At 56.8% G+C, this 23041-nt stretch carries 25 protein-coding genes and 2 pseudogenes; 19 read left to right on the top strand and 8 right to left on the bottom strand.

Annotated features, from left to right (window positions below):
* Positions 1 to 319: 319 nt before the first annotated feature.
* From ACIPZ8_RS14945 to ACIPZ8_RS14930, 4 genes and pseudogenes are all read left to right on the top strand, one after another.
* Positions 320 to 3340: an FAD-binding and (Fe-S)-binding domain-containing protein gene (locus ACIPZ8_RS14945; RefSeq protein WP_400724380.1), complete on the top strand. Its 3021-nt coding sequence runs from the start codon at positions 320 to 322 to the stop codon at positions 3338 to 3340.
* Between the two features lie 53 nt (positions 3341 to 3393).
* Positions 3394 to 3786: pseudogene (locus tag ACIPZ8_RS14940) on the top strand (DUF3577 domain-containing protein); the annotation flags it as partial.
* Positions 3787 to 3851: 65 nt separating this feature from the next.
* The gene (locus ACIPZ8_RS14935; protein ID WP_400724377.1) at positions 3852 to 4178 is read left to right on the top strand and encodes a hypothetical protein; all 327 of its coding nucleotides are present in this window, start codon (positions 3852 to 3854) and stop codon (positions 4176 to 4178) included.
* Positions 4179 to 4181: 3 nt separating this feature from the next.
* On the top strand, positions 4182 to 4694 hold the full coding sequence (locus tag ACIPZ8_RS14930; protein WP_400725020.1) for a pili assembly chaperone: 513 nt from the start codon (positions 4182 to 4184) through the stop codon (positions 4692 to 4694).
* 157 nt (positions 4695 to 4851) lie between these two features.
* Here ACIPZ8_RS14930 and ACIPZ8_RS14925 read toward each other — a convergent pair whose 3' ends face one another.
* Positions 4852 to 5085, bottom strand: coding sequence for a hypothetical protein (locus ACIPZ8_RS14925; RefSeq protein ID WP_400724375.1), 234 nt, complete (start codon positions 5083 to 5085; stop codon positions 4852 to 4854).
* A gap of 1072 nt (positions 5086 to 6157) precedes the next feature.
* Between ACIPZ8_RS14925 and ACIPZ8_RS14920 the strand changes: the two genes are divergently transcribed.
* From ACIPZ8_RS14920 to ACIPZ8_RS14900, 5 genes are read left to right on the top strand one after another with little or no spacing between them, the layout of a single operon-like run.
* Positions 6158 to 6376 (top strand): AlpA family transcriptional regulator, encoded by a 219-nt coding sequence (locus ACIPZ8_RS14920; RefSeq protein ID WP_400724372.1) that lies wholly within the window; start codon positions 6158 to 6160, stop codon positions 6374 to 6376.
* Positions 6377 to 6387: 11 nt separating this feature from the next.
* Positions 6388 to 7236, top strand: coding sequence for a ParA family protein (locus tag ACIPZ8_RS14915; protein ID WP_400724369.1), 849 nt, complete (start codon positions 6388 to 6390; stop codon positions 7234 to 7236).
* Positions 7223 to 8677 carry a ParB family protein gene (locus tag ACIPZ8_RS14910; protein ID WP_400724366.1) on the top strand — a complete coding sequence of 485 codons (1455 nt, stop codon included), beginning with the start codon at positions 7223 to 7225 and terminating at the stop codon, positions 8675 to 8677. The genes ACIPZ8_RS14915 and ACIPZ8_RS14910 overlap by 14 nt, the downstream gene beginning before the upstream one ends.
* Positions 8678 to 8698: 21 nt before the next feature.
* Positions 8699 to 9259: a DUF2857 domain-containing protein gene (locus ACIPZ8_RS14905; protein ID WP_400724363.1), complete on the top strand. Its 561-nt coding sequence runs from the start codon at positions 8699 to 8701 to the stop codon at positions 9257 to 9259.
* A gap of 3 nt (positions 9260 to 9262) precedes the next feature.
* A complete protein-coding gene (locus ACIPZ8_RS14900; RefSeq protein ID WP_400724361.1) occupies positions 9263 to 10438 on the top strand; it encodes an STY4528 family pathogenicity island replication protein in 1176 nt (391 codons plus the stop codon).
* Positions 10439 to 10502: 64 nt separating this feature from the next.
* Here the strand turns inward: ACIPZ8_RS14900 and ACIPZ8_RS14895 are convergent, their stop codons facing one another.
* Entirely contained in the window at positions 10503 to 11324 is an 822-nt protein-coding gene (locus ACIPZ8_RS14895) for a DNA/RNA non-specific endonuclease (protein WP_400724358.1), read from the bottom strand.
* A 226-nt stretch (positions 11325 to 11550) separates the two neighbouring features.
* On the opposite strand from ACIPZ8_RS14895, the gene ACIPZ8_RS14890 reads away from it, so the two are divergent.
* The 9 genes from ACIPZ8_RS14890 to ACIPZ8_RS14850 all read left to right on the top strand — a co-directional run bounded on the left by ACIPZ8_RS14890 (position 11551) and on the right by ACIPZ8_RS14850 (position 17694).
* Entirely contained in the window at positions 11551 to 12333 is a 783-nt protein-coding gene (locus ACIPZ8_RS14890) for a PFL_4669 family integrating conjugative element protein (RefSeq protein WP_400724355.1), read from the top strand.
* Complete coding sequence (locus ACIPZ8_RS14885) at positions 12330 to 12848, top strand: DUF3158 family protein (protein ID WP_400724353.1); 519 nt, start codon at positions 12330 to 12332, stop codon at positions 12846 to 12848. The genes ACIPZ8_RS14890 and ACIPZ8_RS14885 overlap by 4 nt, the downstream gene beginning before the upstream one ends.
* Positions 12845 to 13258: a single-stranded DNA-binding protein gene (locus ACIPZ8_RS14880; RefSeq protein WP_400724350.1), complete on the top strand. Its 414-nt coding sequence runs from the start codon at positions 12845 to 12847 to the stop codon at positions 13256 to 13258. The genes ACIPZ8_RS14885 and ACIPZ8_RS14880 overlap by 4 nt, the downstream gene beginning before the upstream one ends.
* 488 nt (positions 13259 to 13746) lie before the next feature.
* Positions 13747 to 14025, top strand: coding sequence for a type II toxin-antitoxin system RelE/ParE family toxin (locus ACIPZ8_RS14875; RefSeq protein WP_400724347.1), 279 nt, complete (start codon positions 13747 to 13749; stop codon positions 14023 to 14025).
* Positions 14026 to 14035: 10 nt separating this feature from the next.
* On the top strand, positions 14036 to 14344 hold the full coding sequence (locus tag ACIPZ8_RS14870; protein ID WP_400724344.1) for a HigA family addiction module antitoxin: 309 nt from the start codon (positions 14036 to 14038) through the stop codon (positions 14342 to 14344).
* 531 nt (positions 14345 to 14875) lie between these two features.
* Positions 14876 to 15934 carry a DNA cytosine methyltransferase gene (locus ACIPZ8_RS14865; protein ID WP_400724341.1) on the top strand — a complete coding sequence of 353 codons (1059 nt, stop codon included), beginning with the start codon at positions 14876 to 14878 and terminating at the stop codon, positions 15932 to 15934.
* Positions 15935 to 16098: 164 nt separating this feature from the next.
* Positions 16099 to 16485: a hypothetical protein gene (locus ACIPZ8_RS14860; RefSeq protein ID WP_400724339.1), complete on the top strand. Its 387-nt coding sequence runs from the start codon at positions 16099 to 16101 to the stop codon at positions 16483 to 16485.
* A 312-nt stretch (positions 16486 to 16797) separates the two neighbouring features.
* Positions 16798 to 17283 (top strand): STY4534 family ICE replication protein, encoded by a 486-nt coding sequence (locus tag ACIPZ8_RS14855; protein WP_400724336.1) that lies wholly within the window; start codon positions 16798 to 16800, stop codon positions 17281 to 17283.
* A 108-nt stretch (positions 17284 to 17391) separates the two neighbouring features.
* Positions 17392 to 17694: a plasmid related protein gene (locus ACIPZ8_RS14850; protein ID WP_400724333.1), complete on the top strand. Its 303-nt coding sequence runs from the start codon at positions 17392 to 17394 to the stop codon at positions 17692 to 17694.
* A gap of 420 nt (positions 17695 to 18114) precedes the next feature.
* Here the strand turns inward: ACIPZ8_RS14850 and ACIPZ8_RS14845 are convergent, their stop codons facing one another.
* The 4 genes from ACIPZ8_RS14845 to ACIPZ8_RS14830 form a co-directional block, all read right to left on the bottom strand.
* Positions 18115 to 18324, bottom strand: a complete 210-nt coding sequence (locus ACIPZ8_RS14845) for a hypothetical protein (protein WP_400724331.1) — start codon at positions 18322 to 18324, stop codon at positions 18115 to 18117.
* A gap of 408 nt (positions 18325 to 18732) precedes the next feature.
* Entirely contained in the window at positions 18733 to 19062 is a 330-nt protein-coding gene (locus ACIPZ8_RS14840) for a hypothetical protein (RefSeq protein WP_400724328.1), read from the bottom strand.
* Positions 19063 to 19259: 197 nt separating this feature from the next.
* Positions 19260 to 19541 carry a hypothetical protein gene (locus tag ACIPZ8_RS14835; RefSeq protein WP_400724325.1) on the bottom strand — a complete coding sequence of 94 codons (282 nt, stop codon included), beginning with the start codon at positions 19539 to 19541 and terminating at the stop codon, positions 19260 to 19262.
* A 137-nt stretch (positions 19542 to 19678) separates the two neighbouring features.
* Positions 19679 to 20059 carry a hypothetical protein gene (locus tag ACIPZ8_RS14830; protein WP_400724322.1) on the bottom strand — a complete coding sequence of 127 codons (381 nt, stop codon included), beginning with the start codon at positions 20057 to 20059 and terminating at the stop codon, positions 19679 to 19681.
* Positions 20060 to 20901: 842 nt separating this feature from the next.
* Between ACIPZ8_RS14830 and ACIPZ8_RS14825 the strand changes: the two are divergent.
* A pseudogene (locus tag ACIPZ8_RS14825) lies at positions 20902 to 20997 on the top strand (IS5/IS1182 family transposase); the annotation flags it as partial.
* A 129-nt stretch (positions 20998 to 21126) separates the two neighbouring features.
* Here ACIPZ8_RS14825 and umuC read toward each other — a convergent pair.
* Together umuC and ACIPZ8_RS14815 are read right to left on the bottom strand one after the other, a co-directional pair.
* The gene (umuC, locus tag ACIPZ8_RS14820) at positions 21127 to 22407 is read right to left on the bottom strand and encodes a translesion error-prone DNA polymerase V subunit UmuC (protein WP_400724320.1); all 1281 of its coding nucleotides are present in this window, start codon (positions 22405 to 22407) and stop codon (positions 21127 to 21129) included.
* Positions 22394 to 22822: a LexA family protein gene (locus tag ACIPZ8_RS14815; protein ID WP_400725017.1), complete on the bottom strand. Its 429-nt coding sequence runs from the start codon at positions 22820 to 22822 to the stop codon at positions 22394 to 22396. The genes umuC and ACIPZ8_RS14815 overlap by 14 nt, the downstream gene beginning before the upstream one ends.
* Positions 22823 to 23041 lie beyond the last annotated feature (219 nt).

Below are 23041 nucleotides of genomic sequence, written 5' to 3'. Positions count from 1 at the left end.
TACCGTCATTTTCCTGCGGGAAGACGGCACACTTCTTACTCGCACATTAATCACTGAAGATACGAGAGCATATTAACGCCTGCGCTCGAACGGATTCGCTAGCCGTCCTCCGCTGCCCGCTGTTTCACCCCCATCGGATAGCACAGCAACATCAACACATTCATAAAGCTCATTAATAGAGGGCGAAATATCCGTTTGTAGTGCAGCCTGAGCTCACTGATCATTGATGTACTCGCTGCCTGCCTTCTCACACATTCATGCCGAGGCAGCAAGCTTCAAGCATTTCCGTGATCAGTTTTTTATAAGAGGCCATCCCCCGATGATCGCCCAGCTTCCGACCCGCGCACCTACAGCCGATTACTCCGCTTTCCTCGACGCCCTGCGTACCGCCGGCTTCCGTGGACAATTCAGCGCCGATTACGCCACCCGCACGGTGCTCGCGACCGACAACTCGATCTACCAGCGCCTGCCCCAAGCGGCAGTATTCCCGCTAGACGCAGACGACGTCGCGCGCGTGGCGACGCTGATGGCCGAACCGCGGTTTCGCCAGATCAAGCTGACCCCGCGCGGCGGTGGCACCGGAACCAACGGCCAGTCGCTGACCGACGGTATCGTCGTCGACTTGTCACGGCACATGAACTCCATCCTTGAAATCAACGTCGAGGAGCGATGGGTGCGTGTCCAAGCCGGCGTGGTCAAGGATCAGCTGAACGCAGCGCTCAAACCTCATGGTCTGTTCTTTGCCCCCGAACTCTCGACATCCAACCGAGCTACCGTCGGTGGCATGATCAATACCGACGCCAGCGGCCAAGGCAGTTGCACATACGGCAAGACCCGTGACCATGTATTGGAGCTGGACACCGTGCTGCTCGGTGGCGAGCGCCTTCACACCCAACCGATCGACGACATTGCGCTGGATCATGCGTGTGCCCGTTCCGATCGCGTCGGCGCAATCTACCGCATGGCCCGGGAGATCCAGGAAACCAAGGCTGAGCTCATCGAGTCGATATTCCCTAAACTCAACCGTTGCCTTACTGGGTATGACCTGGCGCACCTGCGGGACGAGCAAGGCCGCTTCAACCTCAACAGTGTGCTGTGCGGTGCCGAGGGGTCGCTGGGCTATGTGGTCGAGGCCAAGCTCAACGTGCTGCCGATCCCCAAGTACGCCGTGCTGGTGAACGTGCGCTACACAAGCTTCATGGATGCGCTGCGCGACGCCAATGCGCTGATGGCGAAGAAGCCGCTGTCAATCGAGACCGTAGACTCGCGCGTATTGATGCTGGCGATGAAGGACATCGTCTGGCACAGCGTTGCCGAATACTTCCCTGCTGACGCCGCCCGTCCGACCTTGGGTATCAATCTAGTGGAGTTTTGCGGTGACGAGCCGGCAGAGGTCAATGCCCGAGTACAGGCTTTCGTCGAGCATTTACAGGCTGACACCAGCGTGGAGCGCCTGGGGCACACCCTGGCCGAAGGTGCCGAAGCGGTAACCCGCGTCTACGTGATGCGCAAGCGCTCGGTGGGCCTGCTCGGCAACGTCGAAGGCGAAGTTCGCCCGCAGCCGTTCGTTGAGGATACCGCGGTGCCGCCAGAGCAACTGGCAGACTACATCGCCGAGTTCCGCGCGCTGCTGGACAGCTACGGGCTGACCTACGGGATGTTCGGGCACGTCGATGCCGGCGTGCTGCACGTGCGCCCAGCCCTGGACATGAAGGACCCGGCCCAGGCAGCCCTGGTGAAACCGATTTCCGACGCGGTGGCGGCGTTGACCCACAAGTACGGTGGCTTACTTTGGGGAGAACATGGTAAGGGCCTGCGCTCGGAATACGTGCCGGACTTCTTCGGTAAGCTGTACCCGTCGCTGCAGGCACTCAAAGGTGCTTTCGACCCTCACAACCAGCTCAACCCCGGCAAGATCTGCACGCCACCGGACAGTGCCGAAGACCTTATCAAGGTTGACGGTGTGACCCTGCGCGGCGATTTGGACCGAACCATCGACGAGCGCGTGTGGCAGGACTTCCCGAGCGCCGTGCATTGCAACGGTAACGGTGCCTGCTACAACTACGACCCCAACGACGCAATGTGCCCGTCCTGGAAGGCCACCCGCGAGCGCCAGCATTCACCCAAAGGCCGTGCCTCGTTGATGCGCGAATGGCTGCGCCTGCAGGGTGAAGCGAACATCGACGTACTGGAGTCTGCCCGCAAGAAAGTGTCCTGGCTCAAGGGGCTGCCGACCCGGTTGCGCAATAACCGTGCTCGTAATCTGGGCCAAGAGGATTTCTCCCACGAAGTCTATGACGCCATGGCTGGCTGCCTGGCGTGCAAATCGTGCGCAGGGCAGTGCCCGATCAAGGTCAACGTACCAGACTTCCGCTCGCGGTTCCTACAGCTGTACCACGGCCGCTACCAGCGCCCGCTGCGCGACTACCTGATTGGTTCGCTTGAGTTCACCATTCCCTACATGGCCTATACGCCTGGGTTGTACAACGCGGTGATGGGTTCGCGTTTGGTCAGCAGGCTGTTGGAAAAACAGGTGGGCATGGTGGACAGCCCGCTGATCAGCCGTTTCAACTTCCAGGCTACCCTCAGCCGTTGCGGTGTCCGTGCCGCAAGTGTAAAGGCGCTGCGCGAGCTGACCCCGGCACAGCGCGAACACAGCATCGTATTAGTGCAGGATGCATTTACCCGTTACTTCGAAACACCACTGCTGGCCGCGTTTATCGAACTGGCCCATCGCCTCGGCCATCGTGTTTTCCTGGCTCCTTATAGTGCCAATGGTAAGCCGCTGCATGTACAAGGTTTCCTGGGCGCGTTCGCCAAGGCAGCAATCCGCAACGCCACTCAGCTCAAGGCACTGGCCGATTGCGGGGCTCCACTGGTGGGGCTGGACCCGGCGATGACTCTGGTGTACCGCCAGGAATACCAGAAGGTGCCGGGCCTTGAAGACTGCCCAAAAGTACTGCTGCCTCAGGAATGGCTGATGGATGTGCTGCCGGAGCAGGCCAGTGTACGCAAGGGGTCGTTCCGCCTGATGGCGCACTGCACCGAGAAGACCAACGTGCCAGCCAGCACCAAGCAGTGGGAACAGGTTTTTGCCCGACTGGGGCTGAAGCTGGTGACTGAGGCAACCGGTTGCTGCGGCATGTCAGGTACCTATGGGCACGAAGCGCGCAATCAGGAAACCTCAAAAATTATTTTTGATCAGTCCTGGGCGACCAAGCTGGACAAGGAAGGTGAAGCGCTGGCGACGGGTTATTCTTGCCGCAGCCAGGTGAAGCGGATGGCGGACAAGAGGCTGCGACATCCACTGGAGGTGGTGCTGGAGTGCGCTAAGGTCTGACGAGCGCCTTGGCGCAGAGTGGCTTGCCTGGTCCACGCGAGCCACGGCCAATTGTCCGCCGTGGACAAGCGCTCATGGCCTGTGACATCGCGGCTTTGCACTGAGCCTCGGACGACGTCGAGTACACCCGTTTCAATTGCAAGGTCACCAGCGGAGAAGCCGACCGGCTGATCCGTGAGCACCTGGAAGACGTCCGCGCAATGCGCAAGGACCTCATCGCGTTTCGCATCGGTGATCCTTGGGTTGATCCGTTCCTGTACGAGATAGGCGAAAGCAAGGGGCAACCCGGCGCCAGCCTCAAAGGCCGTCTGATCTTCATCGAATGGATCAAGGTCGATGGCCAGTTCAGCTAACGTGCGCCCACCCGCGCTGACGGTGACTTCGATCAAGATCAGCCGACTCCGATCGCCTCGCGTAAATCTAACGCAGCCCATCAGTCTGCTTGAGACCGTTTGACTCCAAGTGCAGGCTCTCTCTCGAGCGCCTGCACTCACCTATGTCGGAGGTCGCCATGGAAAGGTTCTGGCTTTGTAGGGGCTGCCTGCTGGCAGTCGCCTACGACGATATCAGCGCACTGTCGCTCTACTACAGCGAGACTGAAGTCGACCAGCGGATCGCCCTGATGCGCACGCAACTGCAAGACCTGCTCTCCCTGAGCGCCGATTTCGATCCCCATACCGGCGCAGGTATCCAGGCCTTCTCTACAACCGTGCGAGGGCTGCCACAGCCCGCTGCACGGTGCGCGTCATCGTTTTACAGGCCTGTAATTCAACTTTCTCATCTGCGTGGGGCACTCCTCCAGGGGGCGCTCCATCTTGTACAGGGGAATTGCCCATGAACACTGCCCAGAACCGGGTCGAGCGTCTCTACCCAGCACGCCGCCACCGGTGCCCATCCCTGCACCACTCGCCCTCGTCCCGGCCTCAGTGGCCAAGTCAAAGTCCCCGGTACCCGCCTGGGTCTTACAGGACCGCTACACCTTAGCCAGCACCCGGCCAACGCTGGAGCAGCGACACCGCTGTATCAGCTGATCGACGTCCAGATCGCCCCCTCGCTGCACGCGACGGTCGGTGAGGCACTGCACCACGTGCTGCAGTGCTCCGGCTACTCGCTCTGCACAGAAAGTCCCGCCGTGGCGCGGTTGTTCCGCCGCACCTTGCCTGCCGTGAATCACGACCTCGGACCAATGTCGCTGCTGGATGCCTTGACCGTCATCGACGGCCCTGCTTGGCGACTCGATATTGATCGGGTCGAGCGGAGTATGTGCTACGCATTGCGCCAGCCAACATCCAAACCACCTTTATCGACACTGGAGACCGCACCATCAAGGCTCATCATTTTCAAGCCTTGGTAATTGGCGCCCTGTGCCTAGAAGCTGCTGTCCTCGCGGCCGAAACCTACAGCTAACACCACCAACTGACTGAACTGCAGACCGCCGAAAGCAATGCGCCGGTCGAGTCTAGCCCCTCCTGCGCCGCGACTTAGGCGAGTTGTGCACCGCGCTTACCACGCTAGGGGGGCACCTCTCCCGCCGGGAAGATCTGCGGGGCGCAGGTGGCGCAGGCGCTATCGATGAGGATGTCATCCTCGACCTGAAAGCCGCAGGTCTGGGCGAGTTCCGCGTTAGTCTGCATCCGGATTTTGAGGAGCGGACCAGGCTTGATCGTCGTCAACTGCACCTGCAACTGGACATACACGCCGTTGGCGGCATGCAGCGCTTGGCCCAATAGCTCAGCGACGCGCACCCGTACGCGCCAGCAGCTGCGCTTGCGCTTCGATGAGCGTCACCCAGCAGCCACGCTGGCTGACGGCTCCGGCAACTTCAAGACAGGTTTGAACCGTAGGCCATCAGGTAACCCGCCCCACCCCAGTTCAAAGTGCTCGATGGCCTGGGCGTAGCGGCACGCAGTATTGGCCCGACGCGCCGCCTGCTGATACAGCCCTACTTCGCTCACCTGACCTCCCATGTACCGCGTTCAGGCGTAAATTCGGTCAGGAGGCCTGTCACGTTCGAAAAATCCGTATTCTCGTGCTTCATTTCATTGCCCAGATATAACCGATTCATGCATAAACGATATCTGTGAGCTCATATCCGCACTACGGTACGAAATAGTCGGAGCAAAAGCCTTGTCGTTCCGGCTTCAACAATGCACTGGTGCAAGGGATGCGGGATACCCATGCACGCATGGGACGAGCACCCGGTAGGTGAGGTTAAAACTGGGCAACAGATTCGATAACGAAGTGTGGCGATTCATCGTTAGGCTGGGCCCGCGCCAGCTTATCCGCAGCGGAAAGTCAGATCCTAGCAACGTCATTACCTGCAGAATTCCCCTTGAACCGCGCCACGCTACGAAACTTGGAGTTGAGTGTCGCCTGACGCCCGCCGCTCGATTGCGCCGAATAATTTATTGACAAATACTGTCAGAATCTACCGAGTACTTTGTACGAAAAAAAGCCCTTCAGCAATTCAGAAAATCACTACCACATACATAAATCTATCGGCCGCTCATCAATTTTTTCCAAATAAAACAATACACTATAGAACTGGAGTAGAATTGGCCTACTCCTTAACCTGCAAGTACCCTATTCTTTCCGACCCAATGAAATCTTAAAGCCCCACCATACCATTTGCTTTGTCCAGCGCGAAAAAACTGAGCATCTAAAGATAAATGCCATTCTTTCTGCTACCAATATATTCAGCAAAATTATCCAATCCGGACATGTGCTTATTCGTATTTCCTGCAGCCCAATAGCGACGAATGGAGCTGAATGCCAGGCACAACTCAGTAGACGCCAGCAGACGTCAAGGAGACTCAAATGGTACAGCCGCCACAGACCGTCATTTACGACACCGAGCATCGCATCCTTCGCCGGCCCGACGTGGAGCGCAAGACTGGCTTCAAGCGTGCGCATATCTATGCGCTGATCGCCCAAGGCAAGTTCCCCAAACCTATCAAGCTCGGTGCACGTGCGGTCGGCTGGGACTCCCAGGAGGTCGAACGTTGGCTGATCGACCGTGTTTCACCGCGCGACTGAGGGCCGCCGCTATGCATGTGACCGCAATCATCTCGACCAAGGGCGGGGTGGGCAAGACCACGACTGCCGCCAACATCGGCGGCTTGGCTGCCGATGCCGGGCTGCGGGTTCTGCTGCTCGACCTTGATGTGCAGCCCACTCTGTCCAGTTACTACACCCTTCCAGTTCGGGCCCCGGCCGGATGCTATGAATTGCTGGCGTACAACGAATGTAGGCCGTCGCAACTGATTTGCAAGACTGCCATCAGGGGGTTGGACCTTGTGGTATCGAATGATGCACAAGGCCAGTTGAATACTCTGCTCCTGCATGCGCCCGATGGGCGACTCCGCCTTCGCAACCTGCTACCCCTTTTCCGGCCTCACTACGATTTGTTGTTGATCGATACCCAGGGCGCCCGCAGTGTGCTGCTGGAAATGGCGACGCTGGCGGCCGACCAGTTACTGTCGCCAGTCACCCCTGAAGTCCTTGCAGCCCGAGAGTTGCGCCGAGGCACAATACAGCTGCTCAAGGACCTCGCCCCGTACAGTCATCTCGGCATCGTTCCGCCGCCCATGCAGCTGCTCATTAACCGCGTCCATCCAGTATCCAGTAACGCCCGCGCCGTACAGGGTGCACTGCGCCAGGTTCTGGCCGGTGAGCCCGGCATCAGCGTGCTCGACACCAGCGTGCCCGCCATCGAAGCCTACCCACGCGCGGCAACGGCGGCCTTGCCCGTACATCGGGAGGAGTATCGTCGTCCTTCGGGCCGACAAGCACCCGCTGCATTGGACACCATGCGCGCTCTGGCCAGTGAACTGTACCCTCAATGGCGTGATCGCTTCGCCCTTGTGAATGGGAGGCTAACTGATGCCACCTGCTGACGACCTGGCCAACAAACTTTTAGCCGATGCATTTCCCCGGTCCGGGCCAGCAGCTGATTCGTTGAGCGATCCGCTGGTAGACACGCCGATGGTTGTCACCTTGGACCAACTGCGCCCTTACGAACTGAATCCAAGGGTGACGCGAAACCCACTATTCGATGAGATCAAAACCTCAATCCGGCAGCGTGGACTGGATACACCGCCGTCCATCACCCGCCGTCCGGGTGATCCGCACTTCATCATCCGCAACGGCGGCAACACACGCCTGACAATCTTGGGTGAGCTGTGGCGCGAGACCAAGGACGATCGTTTCTTCCGCGTGGCGTGCCTGTTCCGACCTTGGCCTTCACGTGGGGAAATCGTGGCATTGACGGGCCACCTGGCTGAAAACGAACTCCGAGGTGGCCTTACTTTTATCGAGCGGGCGCTCGGTATAGAGAAAGCACGAGAGCTTTACGAGCAGGAAGGCGGCTCGCTCACTCAGGCGGAACTGGCCAGGCGCCTCAGTCTCGACGGCTATCCGGTGCAGCAGTCACATATCAGCCGGATGCGTGATGCTGTGCAGTTTCTTTTGCCGGCAATTCCAGCCGTGCTCTTCGGCGGTCTCGGCCGCCATCAGGTGGAGCGGCTGGCCGTCCTGCGCAAAGCCGCTGAACGCGCGTGGGACCAACATCTCGCTGATCAAACAGTCGGCACCGACTACGCCACCTTGTTTCAAGAGGTCCTGCAGGGCTTCGATGGCGAAACAGCCGCATTCTCGCTGTCGAGAGTGCAAGATGAGCTGATCGGCCAGATGAGCGAGCTGCTGGATGTTAACTACGACTCCCTGACGCTACACATCGATGTCACCGCGCAACGACAGGTCGCACTGACGCGCGCGCCCGCGCCGAAAAAATCACCTTCCACTCCGCCGCAGCCATCACCAAATCCGTCCATCCTAGCCCCCTCAAGAGTGCAAGTGGCCAACCTTGCTGCAGAATCATCGCCAGCAACGTCGCGATCCGAGCTTGATGCTCTCAATCCTGCAAGACGCGTCCAGGAGATTCATCGGTTGATCGCCGACCAGATAGACGGCCTGCCCGATGGCGAAGGTCGGTTCCCCGTGGCCGATCTCTGGCACGTCGATGATTCGGTGGACTCACCGCCCTGCCTGCGCCAGCTCATTGCCCAGTTTGCCGCCGAGATTGCCGCCGAGTCGGATCTGGAATCGGTGATTGAGCCCACGGACCAAGGTATCGGTTTCACGTGCCGGGCCCAAGATGATGCAGGAACTGGGGTTCTACAGCTTTTGAATAGCGACCATGAGGTCAGCACGTTGCTGTTGGCACCAGAGCGGGTGAGTGATGCCAGCCTAATAAAGCTGTTTCGCCTTATGCGCCTGATTCGCCGACTGAATGAACTGGAAGCCGAGAGTGGTCTGGCTTCCTCCACCTCAAATTGAACACACGCCAGGGAGGCTGCCATGCCGATGCCGCACCCATTGAACCAGGCTGTGATCGCTCAGGCCCTGCACGATCTGCGCACTGGCCAGCTGCGCCGCTGCAAGTCCATGGGTTTCGAGGATCAAGACCTTGCTGCCTTGAAACAACCCAACCTGGTGAGCGTCCTGCTTAACGCTCGCGTATCGTGGTGCACGGTCAGTATCAACCATGAGGTGCTGCAGCGCTTGCTCAGCCAGGCAGAGGATGTGGACGCTGAAATCGCGATGGTGGACCGCATGCTGTTTCTCGGGGCCAGTACCGAGATGGTCAGCGACTTCTACGGCTTGACGCACCAGGAAGTAGCCCTGCGCCGCGACATACTAGGCCTGCCCAAACGCAAAGGGCGCCATCCGGTACTCAGCGAGTCCGAAGATACTGCGCTATGGCACCACTGGAATAAGCATCAGCAATCCCGTCCGATCAACCTTTCTGACGATACTGAGCTGCTTCATCTCACCCTAGAACTGGCCGAGGAACTTGGTCTTCCCGCATCGGTGATCTGGTCCACCCTGCGGGGTTGGATCACGCAGGGCCTGGTATGAGCCATGTCACACTACCCCTCCGAGGCTTTGTCGGATTTGCTCGACAAAGCCGTGCAATCGCTGCAACCAACACAGGTCAACCCTGTCGTTGGTGACACCTACCTCTACAGTGGCAACCGCCACGAAACCGTGCCCAGACGGCTGTTCCTCGACAACCGCCTGACCCCGTTGGAGCGCAACACCTGGCAGATCTTTCGCCTTCTACTCAATGATCGCGGGCAAACCGCCTTCCCTACCTACGAACAACTTCGCCCGTTCCTGAGTTCCACACCCTGCGGTGCCAAGGCATCCCACGAGTCCGTGGCCAAAGCATTGACCCAATTGCGCCTGGCACGCTGGCTCAGTCTGGTGCGTCGACGCCGTGACCCAAAAAGCGGTTACCTACTCGGCAACATCTACGTGCTGCACGACGCGCCCCTCACACCTTACGAAGCCATGCAACTCGACCCTGAATATCTGGGGCTAGTCAGCCGTGCCTTAAATCATGCCAACAAAGGCATCCAACGCGTCGTCGTGCAGGTGCTCAAGGATTTCACCGAAGATCCGCACCTGAAAAACAAAACCCTGCCCAGCCGGCTGCAGGTGCTCTTGGAGCGCGTGGTTATGGGAGATCCGACTAAGCCAGACCCAAGTTCTCAAAAAGGCGATCACGATTCCGAAGAAGGTGAAAGTCACCCTCTTCGGAATGAGTCTGACTCGACTTCGGAATCCGAAGCGAAGCTGGACGCCTTCAAATCCGGCGTTCTTCGGAATCCGAAGCGCTTAAGTACTTCAAGAAAAAAACAGAAAAAGAACGTACGTACTGCATTGCGCAAGGAACTGCGCTTGCCAACGGAATTCACCGCACTCAGTAACGCTCAACAGACGGCAGCCTTGCTCGCATTGGAGCGCGTCGACAAGGTATTGCGCCAGCCCGTATTGGACGAGTGGGAGGCGCGCTGCAAAGACAAGAGTGTACGCAGCCGCGAAGGCTACCTGTTCGGCATTATTCAACGGGCAGCGCAGGGCCAGTTCAAACCGTGGGCGGGTCGGAGCAAAGACGAGGAGACACCGCCCGCACCTGCAGCACCTCAATCCAAACCGCCTGACCCGAGACCGCGGAAGCCGCCGAAACCCGAAGACCGCATCAAAGCACTTCGCTACATTGATGAGCTCAAGTCCATTCTTCATATCCGCTGATCTGGATCGGCAGATTATCCCCAGGGGATAATTCTGGAGCAGACCATGGAGGTCCAGTCAGTTGCTAAGGGCAGCCCAGGCGCTGGGCCAACTGGCCAGGCTGCTGCTTCAAGCGGGCTTGGGAGTCAGCAGGGAGTGCCGACCACAGCGTCAAACCTGAGCGCTTTTCAATTTCATCGACCGTGACCTGTTGGGCGCAGAAGTCGGCGTTGCGCGGCATATCCTGATCCATCACGAATGAAGCGTAGAGCCCTTGCTCCGGGCTACTGCCGATGAAGACGACCTTCCAGTAACCGCTCGGAATGGTGTGCTCTTTGGTCGCCCTCGGTAATGAGCCCATATCGCGTTCGTAAAGGGGCCCGGTGACCACGTAGACACCCTCGACATCCGGGTCATTGCGTAATCTGCGCTCACGGTTTTCAAGCACTGCCCACGGTCCCCGGTTCAAGGCAGCCTTTTGCGGTGTGATATTGGAGAGATAGTTCAGTGCTTGCCAGTTGGGAACCGCGCCCATTGAGGCCAGATTGACTTGATGACCTCGATCCATCGACAGCGAACTCACGCCGTCGTAATCCTTGGGTTCAAGGGTTTCCTCAACCGCGATGTCTGGGTCTTTCGCCCAGTTCCGCCCTCGTCCGCTCGCGTAGGTGTCCTTTGTGATGCGATAGGCCGCCCAGTCTGCGAATTTGGTCGTGGCGTTGTTGCTAAGCGTGTACGCCTCGCGACTCAACACTTGGCCCGCGCCACCGGTTGGGCAACCCACACCGCAGTGTTCCTCCACAACCGCAGTACGCACGGTTGGCGGTGGCACCCGACTTGTCGAACAGCTCGCCACTGTTGCAGCCAGCAACAACATGCATCCTTTCATCCAGTTCGCATTGAACATGACCTTCCTTCTCCGCTTCTTGCCAGTCCAGGTCGGAACATAGCTGCGCGAGCAAGCAGCTTGAAGCAGTGAATGCTGATAACCCCTCGAAAAAAGCCCTTAGCTGTCTGGTGAAATCCATCTGCTCGCGCTCTGCAATCAGGCCATAACCACCTGCGGTTTCTTCACTGACATCCTTCCCGCACACCCGCAAAGCTGCCCACTCCCCCACTTGAGTGGTATTCCCATGAGCAACGATCTACAGCTCAACCTCGGTGCCTTGCGCAGCACCATGCAACTCACCCTGCACACCCACCACGCCTCGCGTATCTGGCACGGGCGCGCCCGCAGCGACGGCCACTCCGGCATCATCGGCCTCAGTGGCTTCGTGGCGATCATGAACAAGATGAAGCGCGGCGCGGAACAAGACGACCCTTACTCCGATGCCTGGATGCTGCGCATCGAGGATAAGTTGGACAGCACCAAGGCCGTTCTCCAAGCCCTGCGTGACCAGGTTGATCTGGTGTTGACCGACGTGCCTGCGGCTTTGAGCCTGGGCGAAAACCTCAACTTGCAACCAGTCAACTTGCCGCTGTTCGTAAACGCCCAGCTCGGCTTCATGGCCGTGTACCTCTTGGCCGACTATGACGATTTGGCTCGTCGCCTGATCCTCGCGCATCACACCGCGCTAATCGACCGCGCAACACAAGACCGCTGGCTCAACGAAGGTGCCCATGCACTGCGCAGCCTGTTCAGCCTGGCCCAGCAGTACAAGTTCTCAGGTGCCCAGCGCGGTGATTTTGCTGCCAACAATGCCGTGGCACGCATGGCACGGGAGCGCTTTGGCGAACTGCCTCAGGACGTGATGGAAGGCACGCGCCGCTCACGGTTCGCCCCGCCGGTTGTTACCCGGACACCACTGAACGGCAGGCGCAGTCGATCTGGTGAGCCCGACTCAGCATCGGCTGCGGATCCAGAGGACAACGGCACAGATGACAGCGCACCAGTCGATGAGGACGAGTTGCCATGAGCTCGCCCTACTTCATCCCGCTGGCACAGGCTGACTATCAGGCGCTGGCACAGAGTGCCTACCTAAAGGGCCTTTTACAGCCTTTTAAAGGTAAGGGGAGTTTGGCGACCTGGGCCAACCAATGCCTGGCTCTGCGTGATGGGCTGATCGAGGTGGCCAGCAGTCGAGTATTGGCGCAGGCCCGTGCCTACCCGTTCAATCGACTGCCCGTGCAGCTCTATCCACAAGCCACTGGCGCAGGGACGACCTTTCTGCGCTGGCGCAACGTTTCGCGAACGTCGATGGGCGTGATGTTGTGGGAGAAGCTTGTGGCTGACCCGACCACACCTGCCGTCCTGCTCGAGGACTTATTGGCACTGGAACAGCAGCGCATCGTGCTCAACCTGCAGATCAGCCTGACCCATAGCCTCGGGCGCCAGGCCGTGGACTGCGCCAGCAAATGGGCCCATGCCGAAGCCATCTATCAGCAACACACCCACCGACAAACCTGCACCCTTGAGGACAACCAACCATGAGTACCCATTTTTATGGCGAGGGCAACATCGGTTCTGCGCCCGAATATCGCGCCTTCAACAACGGCAACGACGAGCCACGCCGACTGCTGCGACTGAATGTCTACTTCGACAATCCGGTGCCGACCCGCGAGGGCTATGAGGATCGTGGCGGCTTCTGGGCCCCGGTCGAGATATGGCATCGAGATGCCGAGCACTGGAGCGAGCTGTATCAGAAAGGTATGCGAGTGCTGGTTGATGGCCGATACGTACGCGATGAGTGGGAGGACGAAGAGGAGAACACACGGGTGACATTCAAGGTCGAGGCGCGTCGTGTGGGCATTCTGCCTTACCGACTGGAAGCAGTCTCATTGAGCGCCAAATCGGCAGCATCGCCGTCACCGGCCGCTGCGCCAAGTGAAGCCGAAGAATGAGTCGAAGCTAGCGAGCGGCTGCGCCAGCTGTTTGCCGCTCGCCTTGCGCCAGCAAGGCCGTTTAGTGCTGGCGCAAATTATCCCCAGGGGATAAGTCCACCAACGTCCATACCGGTCTGCACGCGAGCCATCAGGAAGTTGCAGCAGCATTCGCTTCTGCCCCCTCTCAGGGTTGTTCGCCAATCCAAGCCCACAAATCCGGGTAGCTCCTCGTTCGGCTTGTTCTGCGACATCCCTTCTCACGCTGCGCACCCTTGGACCAGGTATCGCTGACTCACGTCAGTACCTTCCCAGGCAGCCGAGGCCTTCAAGGCTGCGACACGACACCTCGTGTTGACCACGCCTCTCCGACCTGAAATCCGACACTGAGACAGCACCATTGCCTCTGGCTTTACGGTCGGCCCTATCCTCTTTACCAGGAGCCACTCCATGCTGATGGCACTCCGTCCACTTGAACTGTGTAAGGGAAGTCCTTACACTCAAATCTCATGATCATCAGCTTCAGGCACAAAGGCCTGAAAGCGCTGCACCAGCGAGGTGATGCCTCGGGAGTGCGCGCTGATCATACCGAGCGTTTGTGTCGCCTTCTGGCTTATCTAGATGAGGCTCAAACACCAGCCGACATGGCATTGCCCGGGCTGCGCCTGCATGCATTACAGGGCCAGCGTTCTGGTTACTGGGCCGTCAATGTCTCTGCCAACTGGCGATTGGTATTCCGTTTCTACGGTACCGATGTCGAGCTGGTGGACTACCTCGATTATCATTAGGAGGCCTTCAATGCCAATGTATGACCCTCCCCACCCCGGCGAATCGCTCCGAGAGGATATTCTGCCGGCCATCAACATGAACATCAGTTCGTTGGCCGAACACCTGGGCTATTCCCGTGGTCAGCTGTCTACCGTCATCAATGGTCACGCCGGTATTTCTGCAGACCTTGCACATCGTCTGGAGATGGCGGGACTGGGCAATGCCCGTATGTGGTTGGCCCTCCAGGCCGCCTATGACCTCTGGCAAGCTGAACATCGTGAACACCCGCCCATTACGCGTCTGTATCATGGTGATCTTATCGTGCCCTGCGCCAGTTGATCCTTACAGCCCTGCTTGCAGGGCTGTTCTCGTTATGTCCCACGTCCACTGACGTCCATAGCGTTCCGCACGCGGCACATTGCGGGACTTCTGATGCAGATGCCCCTCCTCTCTCGTTTGCTGCAGCATGTACGTCGCTGCTGAGCGGCTGCACCAGCCCTTTGACCGCTCACCTGCGCCAGTCAGCTTGCTGATCCTCTGCTATTTGCCAATCCGCTGGGCCTCCTGACGCCATGCCGCCGCGTGCCGTGAGGAGACCCTTCAGGTCGGCAGTAATCGCCGCCGGAGCCCGCCGGCGAACCCTGGGCGCCTTTTGTGCGCGGATGTGTGCCTGTAACTGCCGACCCTCGCCACGACACGGGTCGGGTGAGCCTGTTACGCCAGCCTGGACATGACGACATCCAGCGCTGCTGACGTCGCCACGGTGGCGCCGCTGTCCCAGCCGACGAATCATCGCTCGGCACCTTGATCGCCTTTCTCCATTGCGCCGTTCCGGCCCGCCAGACAAGCGCCTGATCAAGGTCCCTCCCTATGACGATCCCAACTTCTGCGTTGCGCTACGGTAGCGTCTGTAGCGGCATCGAAGCGGTCAGCGTGGCCTGGCGCCCCCTTGGCCTTGAACCAGCCTGGTTCGCGGAAATAGACCGCTTCGCCTGTGCCCTGCTGGCCCACCACTATCCGCGTGTCCCCAACCTTGGTGATTTGTTGCATCTACCCGCCCGCATGCTCGCCGGCGAGCTGTTCGCACCCGACATCCTGGTAGGTGGTACGCCCTGCCAGGCCTTCAGCCTCGCAGGGCTGCGTCAGGGTATGGCCGACCCACGCGGAGCACTGACCCTTTGTTACGTGGAGCTTGCCGATGCCATCGATCACATCCGCGCCTGTGGACGGCGCCAGCCTGCCGTGTTCGTCTGGGAGAATGTGCCCGGTGTGCTCAGCGACAGCGCAAACGCGTTCGGATGCCTGCTTGCCGCCCTGGCTGGCGAAGATACTCCGCTATGCCCGCCACGCCAGCGTTGGTCGCACGCAGGTGAGGTGCTGGGCCCCCGCCGAACAGTCGCGTGGCGAGTGCTCGATGCCCAATATTTCGGCGTGGCCCAACGACGCCAGCGTGTGTTTGTTGTCGCAAGTGCTCGAGCAGGATTCGATCCCGCAGAAGTACTGTTTGAGCGCGAGGGCTTGCGCCGGGATTCTGCGCCGCAGCGCACGCAACAGCAGGACATTGCCTGCACCCTTACGACACGCAATGCTGGCGGTGATCTGGGGTGTCTGCAGCCGGTGATGTCGCCGCTGTGCCTGGCCAATGGTCAGGGCAGCGCCGAACTGTTGCAGGATGGCGCACCGACGCTGACCTGCAATCATGAAGCTCCGATCCTGGTGCAAACCATGGCCGTACGCCGGTTGATGCCAGTGGAGTGCGAAGCCCTTCAGGGGTTTGGACGCGACTACACCCGGATACCTTGGCGCAACAAGCCTGCAGAGTGCTGCCCGGATGCACCTCGCTACAAAGTACTGGGGAACAGCATGGCTGTGCCGTGTATGGTGTGGATCGGGCGGAGACTGCTGCGGGCTCTGGGACAAACGGGTTGAGATGGTCTGCGGATTGAGCGCTGACCAAGGCTCCGTGTGGGGAGAGCCTGATGGTCTGTGTCGCTGACCTCGGTCAGCACCTGCCCAGACGGCCCCGGACTTCAAGACCGTGCCACGTCGATGACGAGGTGTCCTCACTATTAGCAGCCCATCAGGAGCACTCCATGTCCCAGTCCATAGAGACATCTCAATCCCTTTACGACCAACTGGTCCACCTGCAGCACGCGCCTACGGCGTTCTTCATCACCTGGCGCCAGGGCGTGAAGCTGGCCGGCATCTACTACTTCGGCGACGGTACGGCTGAGAGCTTTGACGATGCCAACTGTCTCGACGATTTGACCCCGAACCTTGTGCGGATCCGCAACGCCCTGGATGTACTCAGTTCTGGGGAGCGCACCTTCCTGGCAGCCTTGACCAGTTTCTACAACGCTCACGATGGCGGCAAGCTGCTGAGTGAAGTCGGTTTCGAGGGGTTGGCAGACTTGTGCGAACTTGACCTCAAACGCCGGCAAATAATCGCCACGCTACTGCTCAACTATCAGGGGTGGTAGCCGCCCTTGCTTCATCCAACAGAGCCCCACAGCGGGGCTCTTTCATTGCTGCAAGCTGAGCCGAGCATCCATTGAAAACAGGTCGGCATCAAATTCGGATTCAGCCGCGACGCTGATTGTGCAACCGCTCACGCTGAGTGCCATGTCCGCTGGCGTTGCCAGCAAACATGCCCAGGTAGCCTCGGTCTTCAAGGCTACGGCGCGGTGCTTACCGCACTGACCCTCTTTATCCACCGCTGTTCCAACCACCCTGCGGGAGTCAACCTCCCCAAGCGGGCGGCTGTCTCTGCGCATCAATGTTCGGAGACATCTATGTCCAGTTCTTCCCACGAAACCAACTACTTCGACCTGCACATTACCGGGTTGGGTTACCTCAACCGCATCCGCGAAGTAGCTCCCAAAAAGGGGGATGCTTTTCTTGCGTGCGACATTGCCGCACTCAACGGGCCCTGCGACAACGCCGAGTACCGACGCTTCGACGTTCGTGTGTCGGGTAGCAAGGCTCAGCTCCTCGTTCGCCGCTGTATTAAGTCGGTTGATGCCAAACGCAAAGTCTTGATCGGCTTCCGCCTAGGCGACTTGTATGCCGATACCTTTCTTTATGAAAAGGGGCGAAATGCCGGCAAGCACGGTGTCAGCCTGAAAGCGAGGCTGCTGTTCATCAGCTGGATCAAGGTCGAAGGCGAGACGGTGTACAAAGCCGAGCCATCCAGCACCGCGTCCAGTACAAGTGATCTCGATGGCTACGCACAAGGCGAAGCTGACAGCAGTGCGCTCATCGATGCGCAGGCCGGCTGACCAGGTAACGTGATTGCTTTCTCTGTGAGGCCCATGCTTCACATATTCATCCACCCACCGGGGCTCTCCCCGCTGGGGTGCAGGGCCCCGGTTCATGGAGATTTCCACATGGATTGGAAAACACTCTGCAAGACCACCAAGCCCAAGTTCCCGCTGGGCGTCCTGCTCTTCTCAGCCTCTGTCAATCGTCTGGTCCACGAAGACAAGATCGACCCAGTTCCCCTGCTGCATCGCCACGTTCGGGGTGACTGGGGTGACATGGACGATGAGGACAAACAGCTGAACGACGCTGCATTGGAAGCGAAAAGTCGCTTGTTCTCAGCCTACGAGGTACCGCCACATTATCGCGTCTGGGTCATCACCGAGGCAGATCGGAGCACCACCACGATACTGCTTCCTGAAGATTATTGACTGCTCATCACGGCCTCTTCAGAGGCCGTTTTTATTGAAATGTTCCGCATCTGGATGACAACTCCTGCACTGCAAACTTTCTACGTAGGCTATGAGAATGATAATTTAAAGCATCTTTCTCCTGCCGAGCTGCGCCACTAGTCGCACAATCACCCCTCATCTTTTCCTACAAGGGAATTTGCCTCGACGATAAAAAAACTATGCGACCCCAAATGCATGTCGTAATATTTCAATCCTTGCACAACTCGACAATGCATTGCGACACTGAGGCTCCCCTACAGATGGAGCCACCCATGCCTATTCTCGCTGAATACCGTAAAATTGAGCGACAGCTCGCTAGCAAGCTTACTGAACTAGAAGCACTGATATCGCACCCACAGTTTCAGCGCGAGCCAGGAAATTAATCTACTCACTACTACTTTACAACTTAACCCCAACATGTCCTATATGAACACCATTTACTGAGATGTCAATACAACTCAAGGCTTTTACCTCAGAGACTTTTATATTTAAAGGAATAGTGATGGCCTCCCCGCTCGGATGATCGCCAACATTATGCGCTGCTGCTTCAAGAATCACCCTTGCGAGAGACTGCCCAAACTCTTGCGGCAAGCCTTCAATAAACTTCATGTGATCTTCAATGTACTTTTTAGTCAGCATCTCACTAGCCCTCAACAATATAATTAAGTCGCTTTACCAATAAACCAAATACAAACTAAATCAATGCTATTTTGGTGTTTTTTGACGTCAGTTTTCCTGAGCACATTCAGCAACTTCGGCACTCAGCGCTCATTGCCAGCAACCTCATTTTTTTGGAGCGACCTTTAGAGCAGACAGATAACCTCCACTTGATGTTGGAAAGCGCAGAGAAACGCTTCTTAGATTAATTGCCGGCCACCCGAGAGCAATGACTCAGCATAAACCACTGAGAAATTCACCTTTTGCTCAACAGAACGCCTATTAGCCGGTGACCACCTTGGCACGCACTCCGCAGATTAATTGCGCAACCAAAATCAACTTACCAGGGAAGCTATAATATTAGCAGGCACAACCACTTCGACCATATACGCAACATCCGTTGCTATTGCATGCACAACAATTTAGAGGCTTGACTTCGGCATCCTTGTACACCGGAATCACCGTCATATGTCCTGTACAAATCATTACATTAACTAAAACTATATCTTTACCTTCGCCCATTCGAGGCCGATGGCCAATATCACTAAGATCAATCTCAAGCGCCCCCTCTTCATTTATCAATATCGAGGGATTGATCACCCCAGCATACCCTCCTTGAAAAGTCCCACCCAATAGCGAGACCTCTTGGACATCTTTACAAACACTCAAATGAACTTTTAGCTCGCTCACGATAAGATCTCCACCATATATTTCACGAAATAATGCACGACCAGAATCCGCATTATAAATTCAAAATACACCTTAAAAAATCAACCCGAGCGCTAAATGCCAGCGCACCAATACCTTAAATAAAAACATCATCGGAGCCATTTAATATTAAACGCTCGTTGCCTCCAGGCCTAGCTTCACGACAGAAACTTCGTGCTTCAGCTATCTTCCTGCCATTCGAACTCAATTAGAAAATTTGGACAGGCATTGTTCGGGACGCACCCATACCGGAGTGTTATTTCAGCACTTCTCCCAGCGCCGCTAACTTTGAAATTAACCTCCTTGACCGTACAAACCTGCAGGGGAAAAGTAACACCGACGTAATCTTCTTGGAGTACCCTATATGAAAAAGATGATGGAACAATCATAGCATTTTCTTGAGCCCATATTTCATAGGTGTGAGCCACGTACCCCTGAGCTCTTACGTGCATTACTGGCATTTATATTTCCTCCTCGCAGCCAACCAGATAAAAATTAACCACGTGCTAAATGACTATTTAATATCACTCAGTTGATGCAGGCTCACTAACCAGGAATAGAAATTTTCTGCTCACAGCAAAGCTCACCCCAAGCAGCGCTAACAAGAACTCGTGCAAATTGCAAAGTTTCTTGAGACGCAACTACCATTACTCTGACAATAGCGATCTTGATAATCCAACAAAACTATCGGCCCGATACCAAAATATGAAAACACCATTTGTATTTCAGTCAAAGTCAACTCCCTCATTAAGGATGAGTAGACAGCATGACCAAGCCCACCACCTTTAAACTCAATGCTATTTAAAAACTCGTAAAAATTTTCATCGGAAATTTTCGACAGTGATGTTTCATTCGAAGCTCGCAAAGCTGTTAGATCATCATTACTCCGGACAAACCAGTCGGCCTCGCTAGACAGCAATGCTAAATACTCTTCTTTTGTGTTTGCCAATAGTGATTTGTTGAAATTTTTAAAATTCATTTTTCGACCTCCTACAAGATTTAAAAATCTACTTTAAGGATGACCTTCGCACTCCTGGGAGTCACAAAACGAATTAGGACGGGAAAAACACACTCCACCAACACAACTCGAATTCTCGTAAAGATCAAATACATCACTTGGAACACCGAGACTTGAAAACACTTTTTTTACACCGTCCCTACCTATTGTCGAAATCAAACTGTCGTAAGCAGCATGTACGAGTCTGCCGTCTTTAAATATCAACCCCGCACAAAATCTTTCAACATCTTCTTTCGGGCAAGCACCAACAAGGTCTTTTATTACGCGCCTAACATCAGAGCCGTCCATAAATTGCACCAAATTAATATGCCAGTCTTTTATCTAGCAAAATCAAAACACAGTCATCGCGACATTCATCACCCACAACACTCAACTCCAGGACACTTCCACCAACATATCTTAAGCCATATACCAAATGTAATTTAACAACTTTCAGTAGAGCTGAGATTTTTAAAATTGCAAAACCATTGGTCGGATCTATGGCATGTAATGACATCAAAACAAAGCTTATCAAAACGCAATAATTAGACGGCTTCATTATAGCTATTCACTATAAATGCAATCACGCTAAAGCGTTCAGGGTGTCGAAAACTCAAATCTAATTATCGGAATAGGCAAAACCTGAAAAACTCTCGAAACCTAATTAGATTTCAATTTCATAGCATCTTCCTTAAGGCACACACAATAATGCTTCTGTACGAAAAGACTTGTCGCAAACGCGGCACGAAGGAAGCCAGTGAGACTATGGCGGCATAGCTTTTAGCAAGCTTGTCGAAACGTGTACTGTTCGAGGCCCTTGCCAAGGGCGGTCGCGCCTGAGAAACCGCCTCATGCTCGATGGCCTGCTCTGAATGCGTTGCTGGGCTGCTACGTGGCGAGATATGCCGGAACGTTTTGGCCAATGCCCGTTATGTCAGCGGTTTGCCCGTAATTTCCCACGGAAACATCGGTCTGACCGAAGACTACCGCAGAGGTTATTTCAGGGCGAACGAACACGGCCCTACTGACCTTGTTCATAATAAACTGCGCTACTTGCAGTACACCGTCCAGAGCTCATCGACCCGTGTCGTGAAGCTTTGGCTCATCATCTCTCTGCGCATGCCCCAGCTTGGATCAATCGGCACGCTGGCCAACCGCATCGTCCCCCTTCCCCACCTTCCGTTAACAGCATCGAGCACACCCATCAGCTTATCGCTTGCTACCGGCTGAGCAGCCGCGAACAGGTCATCCGTGATTTCGTTAGGTTGGCTCAGGTCGAGCAGGAGCACCTCCGCCTTGCTGTAGCGGAAGCCCTCTCTGAACACCCTTTCCACGCCCTCCTGCGCGGCCTTTGTCAGCATTCGTGTGTCATCAGTCGGGTATGGCAGTTCGACCAGAACGCCGTTGGCGTACTTGGCCTCATCCGGATTGAACATCCCTGTACGGATACTCACACGTAGCCGCTTGCAAAGAGACTTCTGGGCGCGGAGCTTCTCGGCGGCCCTGGATGTGTAGGTGGCAACTGCCTCTTTGATAGGCGCCAGCTCCGTCAGCCGTGTACCGAACATGCGGCTGCAGCAGATTTCTTTCTTTGGCGGGTCAGGCTCGTCCAGTTCAAGGCATGTGGTGCCGGCCAGCTCTCTGGCTGTCTTTTCCACCACCACGCTGAACTGCTTTCGCAGCGACCACGCGTCGGCATGAGCAAGCTCCCAGGCGGTGCGGATATCCATAGCCGCCAGATGGGCGGAAAGGCGCCGGCCAATGCCCCAGACGTCTCCCGCATCGCACTTCTTGAGCACCCAGTTGCGCTTTACCTCATCGCGCAGATCAACAACCCCACCGGTGTGGTTCTGCCATTTCTTCGCAGCATGGTTGGCCAGCTTCGCCAGGGTCTTTGTCGAGGCAATGCCAACGCCGACAGGGATACCCGTTCGCCGATAGACCTCGGCCCGGATTATCCGGCCCAAGCGCTCGAGGTCGCCGGGCATGCCCGTGAGCTCAGCAAAGGCCTCGTCAATGCTGTACACCTCCGCCGCCGGCACCATCGACTCGATGACAGTCATGACCCTTTCACTCATGTCGCCGTAGAGTTCGTAGTTCGACGAGCAAGCCACGATGCCATGCTTGCGAAGCTTGTCCTTGATCTGGAAGTACGGCTCGCCCATTTTGATCCAGGGCTTGGCATCCGCCGAACGCGCGATCACGCAGCCATCGTTGTTGCTCAGCACGACGACCGGTTTGCTCCGAAGATCCAGACGGAAAACCCGCTCGCAACTGGCGTAGAAGCTGTTGCAATCGATCAGGGCAAAAACGCGCTCAGGCTTTGTCATGACTGCGCACGCTGTAGGTCACCACGCCCCAAACCTGCAGTTCCTCCCCTTCGAGAAGGTACCGGGACGGGTAACGCGGATTTTCCGATTTGAGCACCACCTGGCTACCGTCTCGGGCCAGGCGCTTGCAAAGCGGTTCGCAGTTCACAGCAGCGATGACGATATGGCCAGGCTCAGCCTCAATGGAGCGGTCTACGATCACCAGATCACCTGGATAAATACCGGCGCCGATCATGCTGTCCCCTTCGACGCGCACCAGGTAAATGTGTGGCGCTCGAACGTCGAGCAACTCGTCGAGGGAAATGCGCTTTTCCACGTGATCGGCTGCAGGCGAAGGAAATCCTGCAGGAACATGGAAGGAAAACAGCGGAAGCTTTGCTCCGCTGGGCTCAAGGGGGCCGAGGATGGTGACCATGACGAAAACGCCTATACTGTATATTCGTACAGTTAAGCGTTTTGTAAGTGCCTGGTCAATCCACTCGAGAATTAACGTGATGACCGGCGATGAGTGAAACAGCGCGCGGTGCGGCTGCAAGATAGCGATCGACATCTGCGGAACGACCTTCCCTCCCATGCAGTCTGGCCAGCTCCGGGCTACCGGTGACTCCAACCGCAGGTTACTCAGCGATCGTCT

Origin of the sequence: Pseudomonas sp. NPDC089422, from assembly GCF_044749405.1 — a bacterium.
Classification (GTDB): domain Bacteria; phylum Pseudomonadota; class Gammaproteobacteria; order Pseudomonadales; family Pseudomonadaceae; genus Aquipseudomonas.
This window is presented reverse-complemented; position numbering and strand designations above follow the sequence as displayed.

What these genes read in the sequence shown, in the direction of transcription:
- ACIPZ8_RS14945 (WP_400724380.1), top strand. Translation starts at nt 320, where the DNA reads ATGATCGCCCAGCTTCCGACCCGCGCACCTACAGCCGATTACTCCGCT.
- ACIPZ8_RS14935 (WP_400724377.1), top strand. Translation starts at nt 3,852, where the DNA reads ATGGAAAGGTTCTGGCTTTGTAGGGGCTGCCTGCTGGCAGTCGCCTAC.
- ACIPZ8_RS14920 (WP_400724372.1), top strand. Translation starts at nt 6,158, where the DNA reads ATGGTACAGCCGCCACAGACCGTCATTTACGACACCGAGCATCGCATC.
- ACIPZ8_RS14915 (WP_400724369.1), top strand. Translation starts at nt 6,388, where the DNA reads ATGCATGTGACCGCAATCATCTCGACCAAGGGCGGGGTGGGCAAGACC.
- ACIPZ8_RS14910 (WP_400724366.1), top strand. Translation starts at nt 7,223, where the DNA reads ATGCCACCTGCTGACGACCTGGCCAACAAACTTTTAGCCGATGCATTT.
- ACIPZ8_RS14905 (WP_400724363.1), top strand. Translation starts at nt 8,699, where the DNA reads ATGCCGATGCCGCACCCATTGAACCAGGCTGTGATCGCTCAGGCCCTG.
- ACIPZ8_RS14900 (WP_400724361.1), top strand. Translation starts at nt 9,263, where the DNA reads ATGTCACACTACCCCTCCGAGGCTTTGTCGGATTTGCTCGACAAAGCC.
- ACIPZ8_RS14895 (WP_400724358.1), bottom strand. Translation starts at nt 11,324, where the DNA reads ATGTTCAATGCGAACTGGATGAAAGGATGCATGTTGTTGCTGGCTGCA.
- ACIPZ8_RS14890 (WP_400724355.1), top strand. Translation starts at nt 11,551, where the DNA reads ATGAGCAACGATCTACAGCTCAACCTCGGTGCCTTGCGCAGCACCATG.
- ACIPZ8_RS14885 (WP_400724353.1), top strand. Translation starts at nt 12,330, where the DNA reads ATGAGCTCGCCCTACTTCATCCCGCTGGCACAGGCTGACTATCAGGCG.
- ACIPZ8_RS14880 (WP_400724350.1), top strand. Translation starts at nt 12,845, where the DNA reads ATGAGTACCCATTTTTATGGCGAGGGCAACATCGGTTCTGCGCCCGAA.
- ACIPZ8_RS14875 (WP_400724347.1), top strand. Translation starts at nt 13,747, where the DNA reads ATGATCATCAGCTTCAGGCACAAAGGCCTGAAAGCGCTGCACCAGCGA.
- ACIPZ8_RS14870 (WP_400724344.1), top strand. Translation starts at nt 14,036, where the DNA reads ATGCCAATGTATGACCCTCCCCACCCCGGCGAATCGCTCCGAGAGGAT.
- ACIPZ8_RS14865 (WP_400724341.1), top strand. Translation starts at nt 14,876, where the DNA reads ATGACGATCCCAACTTCTGCGTTGCGCTACGGTAGCGTCTGTAGCGGC.
- ACIPZ8_RS14860 (WP_400724339.1), top strand. Translation starts at nt 16,099, where the DNA reads ATGTCCCAGTCCATAGAGACATCTCAATCCCTTTACGACCAACTGGTC.
- ACIPZ8_RS14855 (WP_400724336.1), top strand. Translation starts at nt 16,798, where the DNA reads ATGTCCAGTTCTTCCCACGAAACCAACTACTTCGACCTGCACATTACC.
- ACIPZ8_RS14850 (WP_400724333.1), top strand. Translation starts at nt 17,392, where the DNA reads ATGGATTGGAAAACACTCTGCAAGACCACCAAGCCCAAGTTCCCGCTG.
- ACIPZ8_RS14845 (WP_400724331.1), bottom strand. Translation starts at nt 18,324, where the DNA reads ATGAAGTTTATTGAAGGCTTGCCGCAAGAGTTTGGGCAGTCTCTCGCA.
- ACIPZ8_RS14835 (WP_400724325.1), bottom strand. Translation starts at nt 19,541, where the DNA reads ATGCCAGTAATGCACGTAAGAGCTCAGGGGTACGTGGCTCACACCTAT.
- ACIPZ8_RS14830 (WP_400724322.1), bottom strand. Translation starts at nt 20,059, where the DNA reads ATGAATTTTAAAAATTTCAACAAATCACTATTGGCAAACACAAAAGAA.
- umuC (WP_400724320.1), bottom strand. Translation starts at nt 22,407, where the DNA reads ATGACAAAGCCTGAGCGCGTTTTTGCCCTGATCGATTGCAACAGCTTC.
- ACIPZ8_RS14815 (WP_400725017.1), bottom strand. Translation starts at nt 22,822, where the DNA reads ATGGTCACCATCCTCGGCCCCCTTGAGCCCAGCGGAGCAAAGCTTCCG.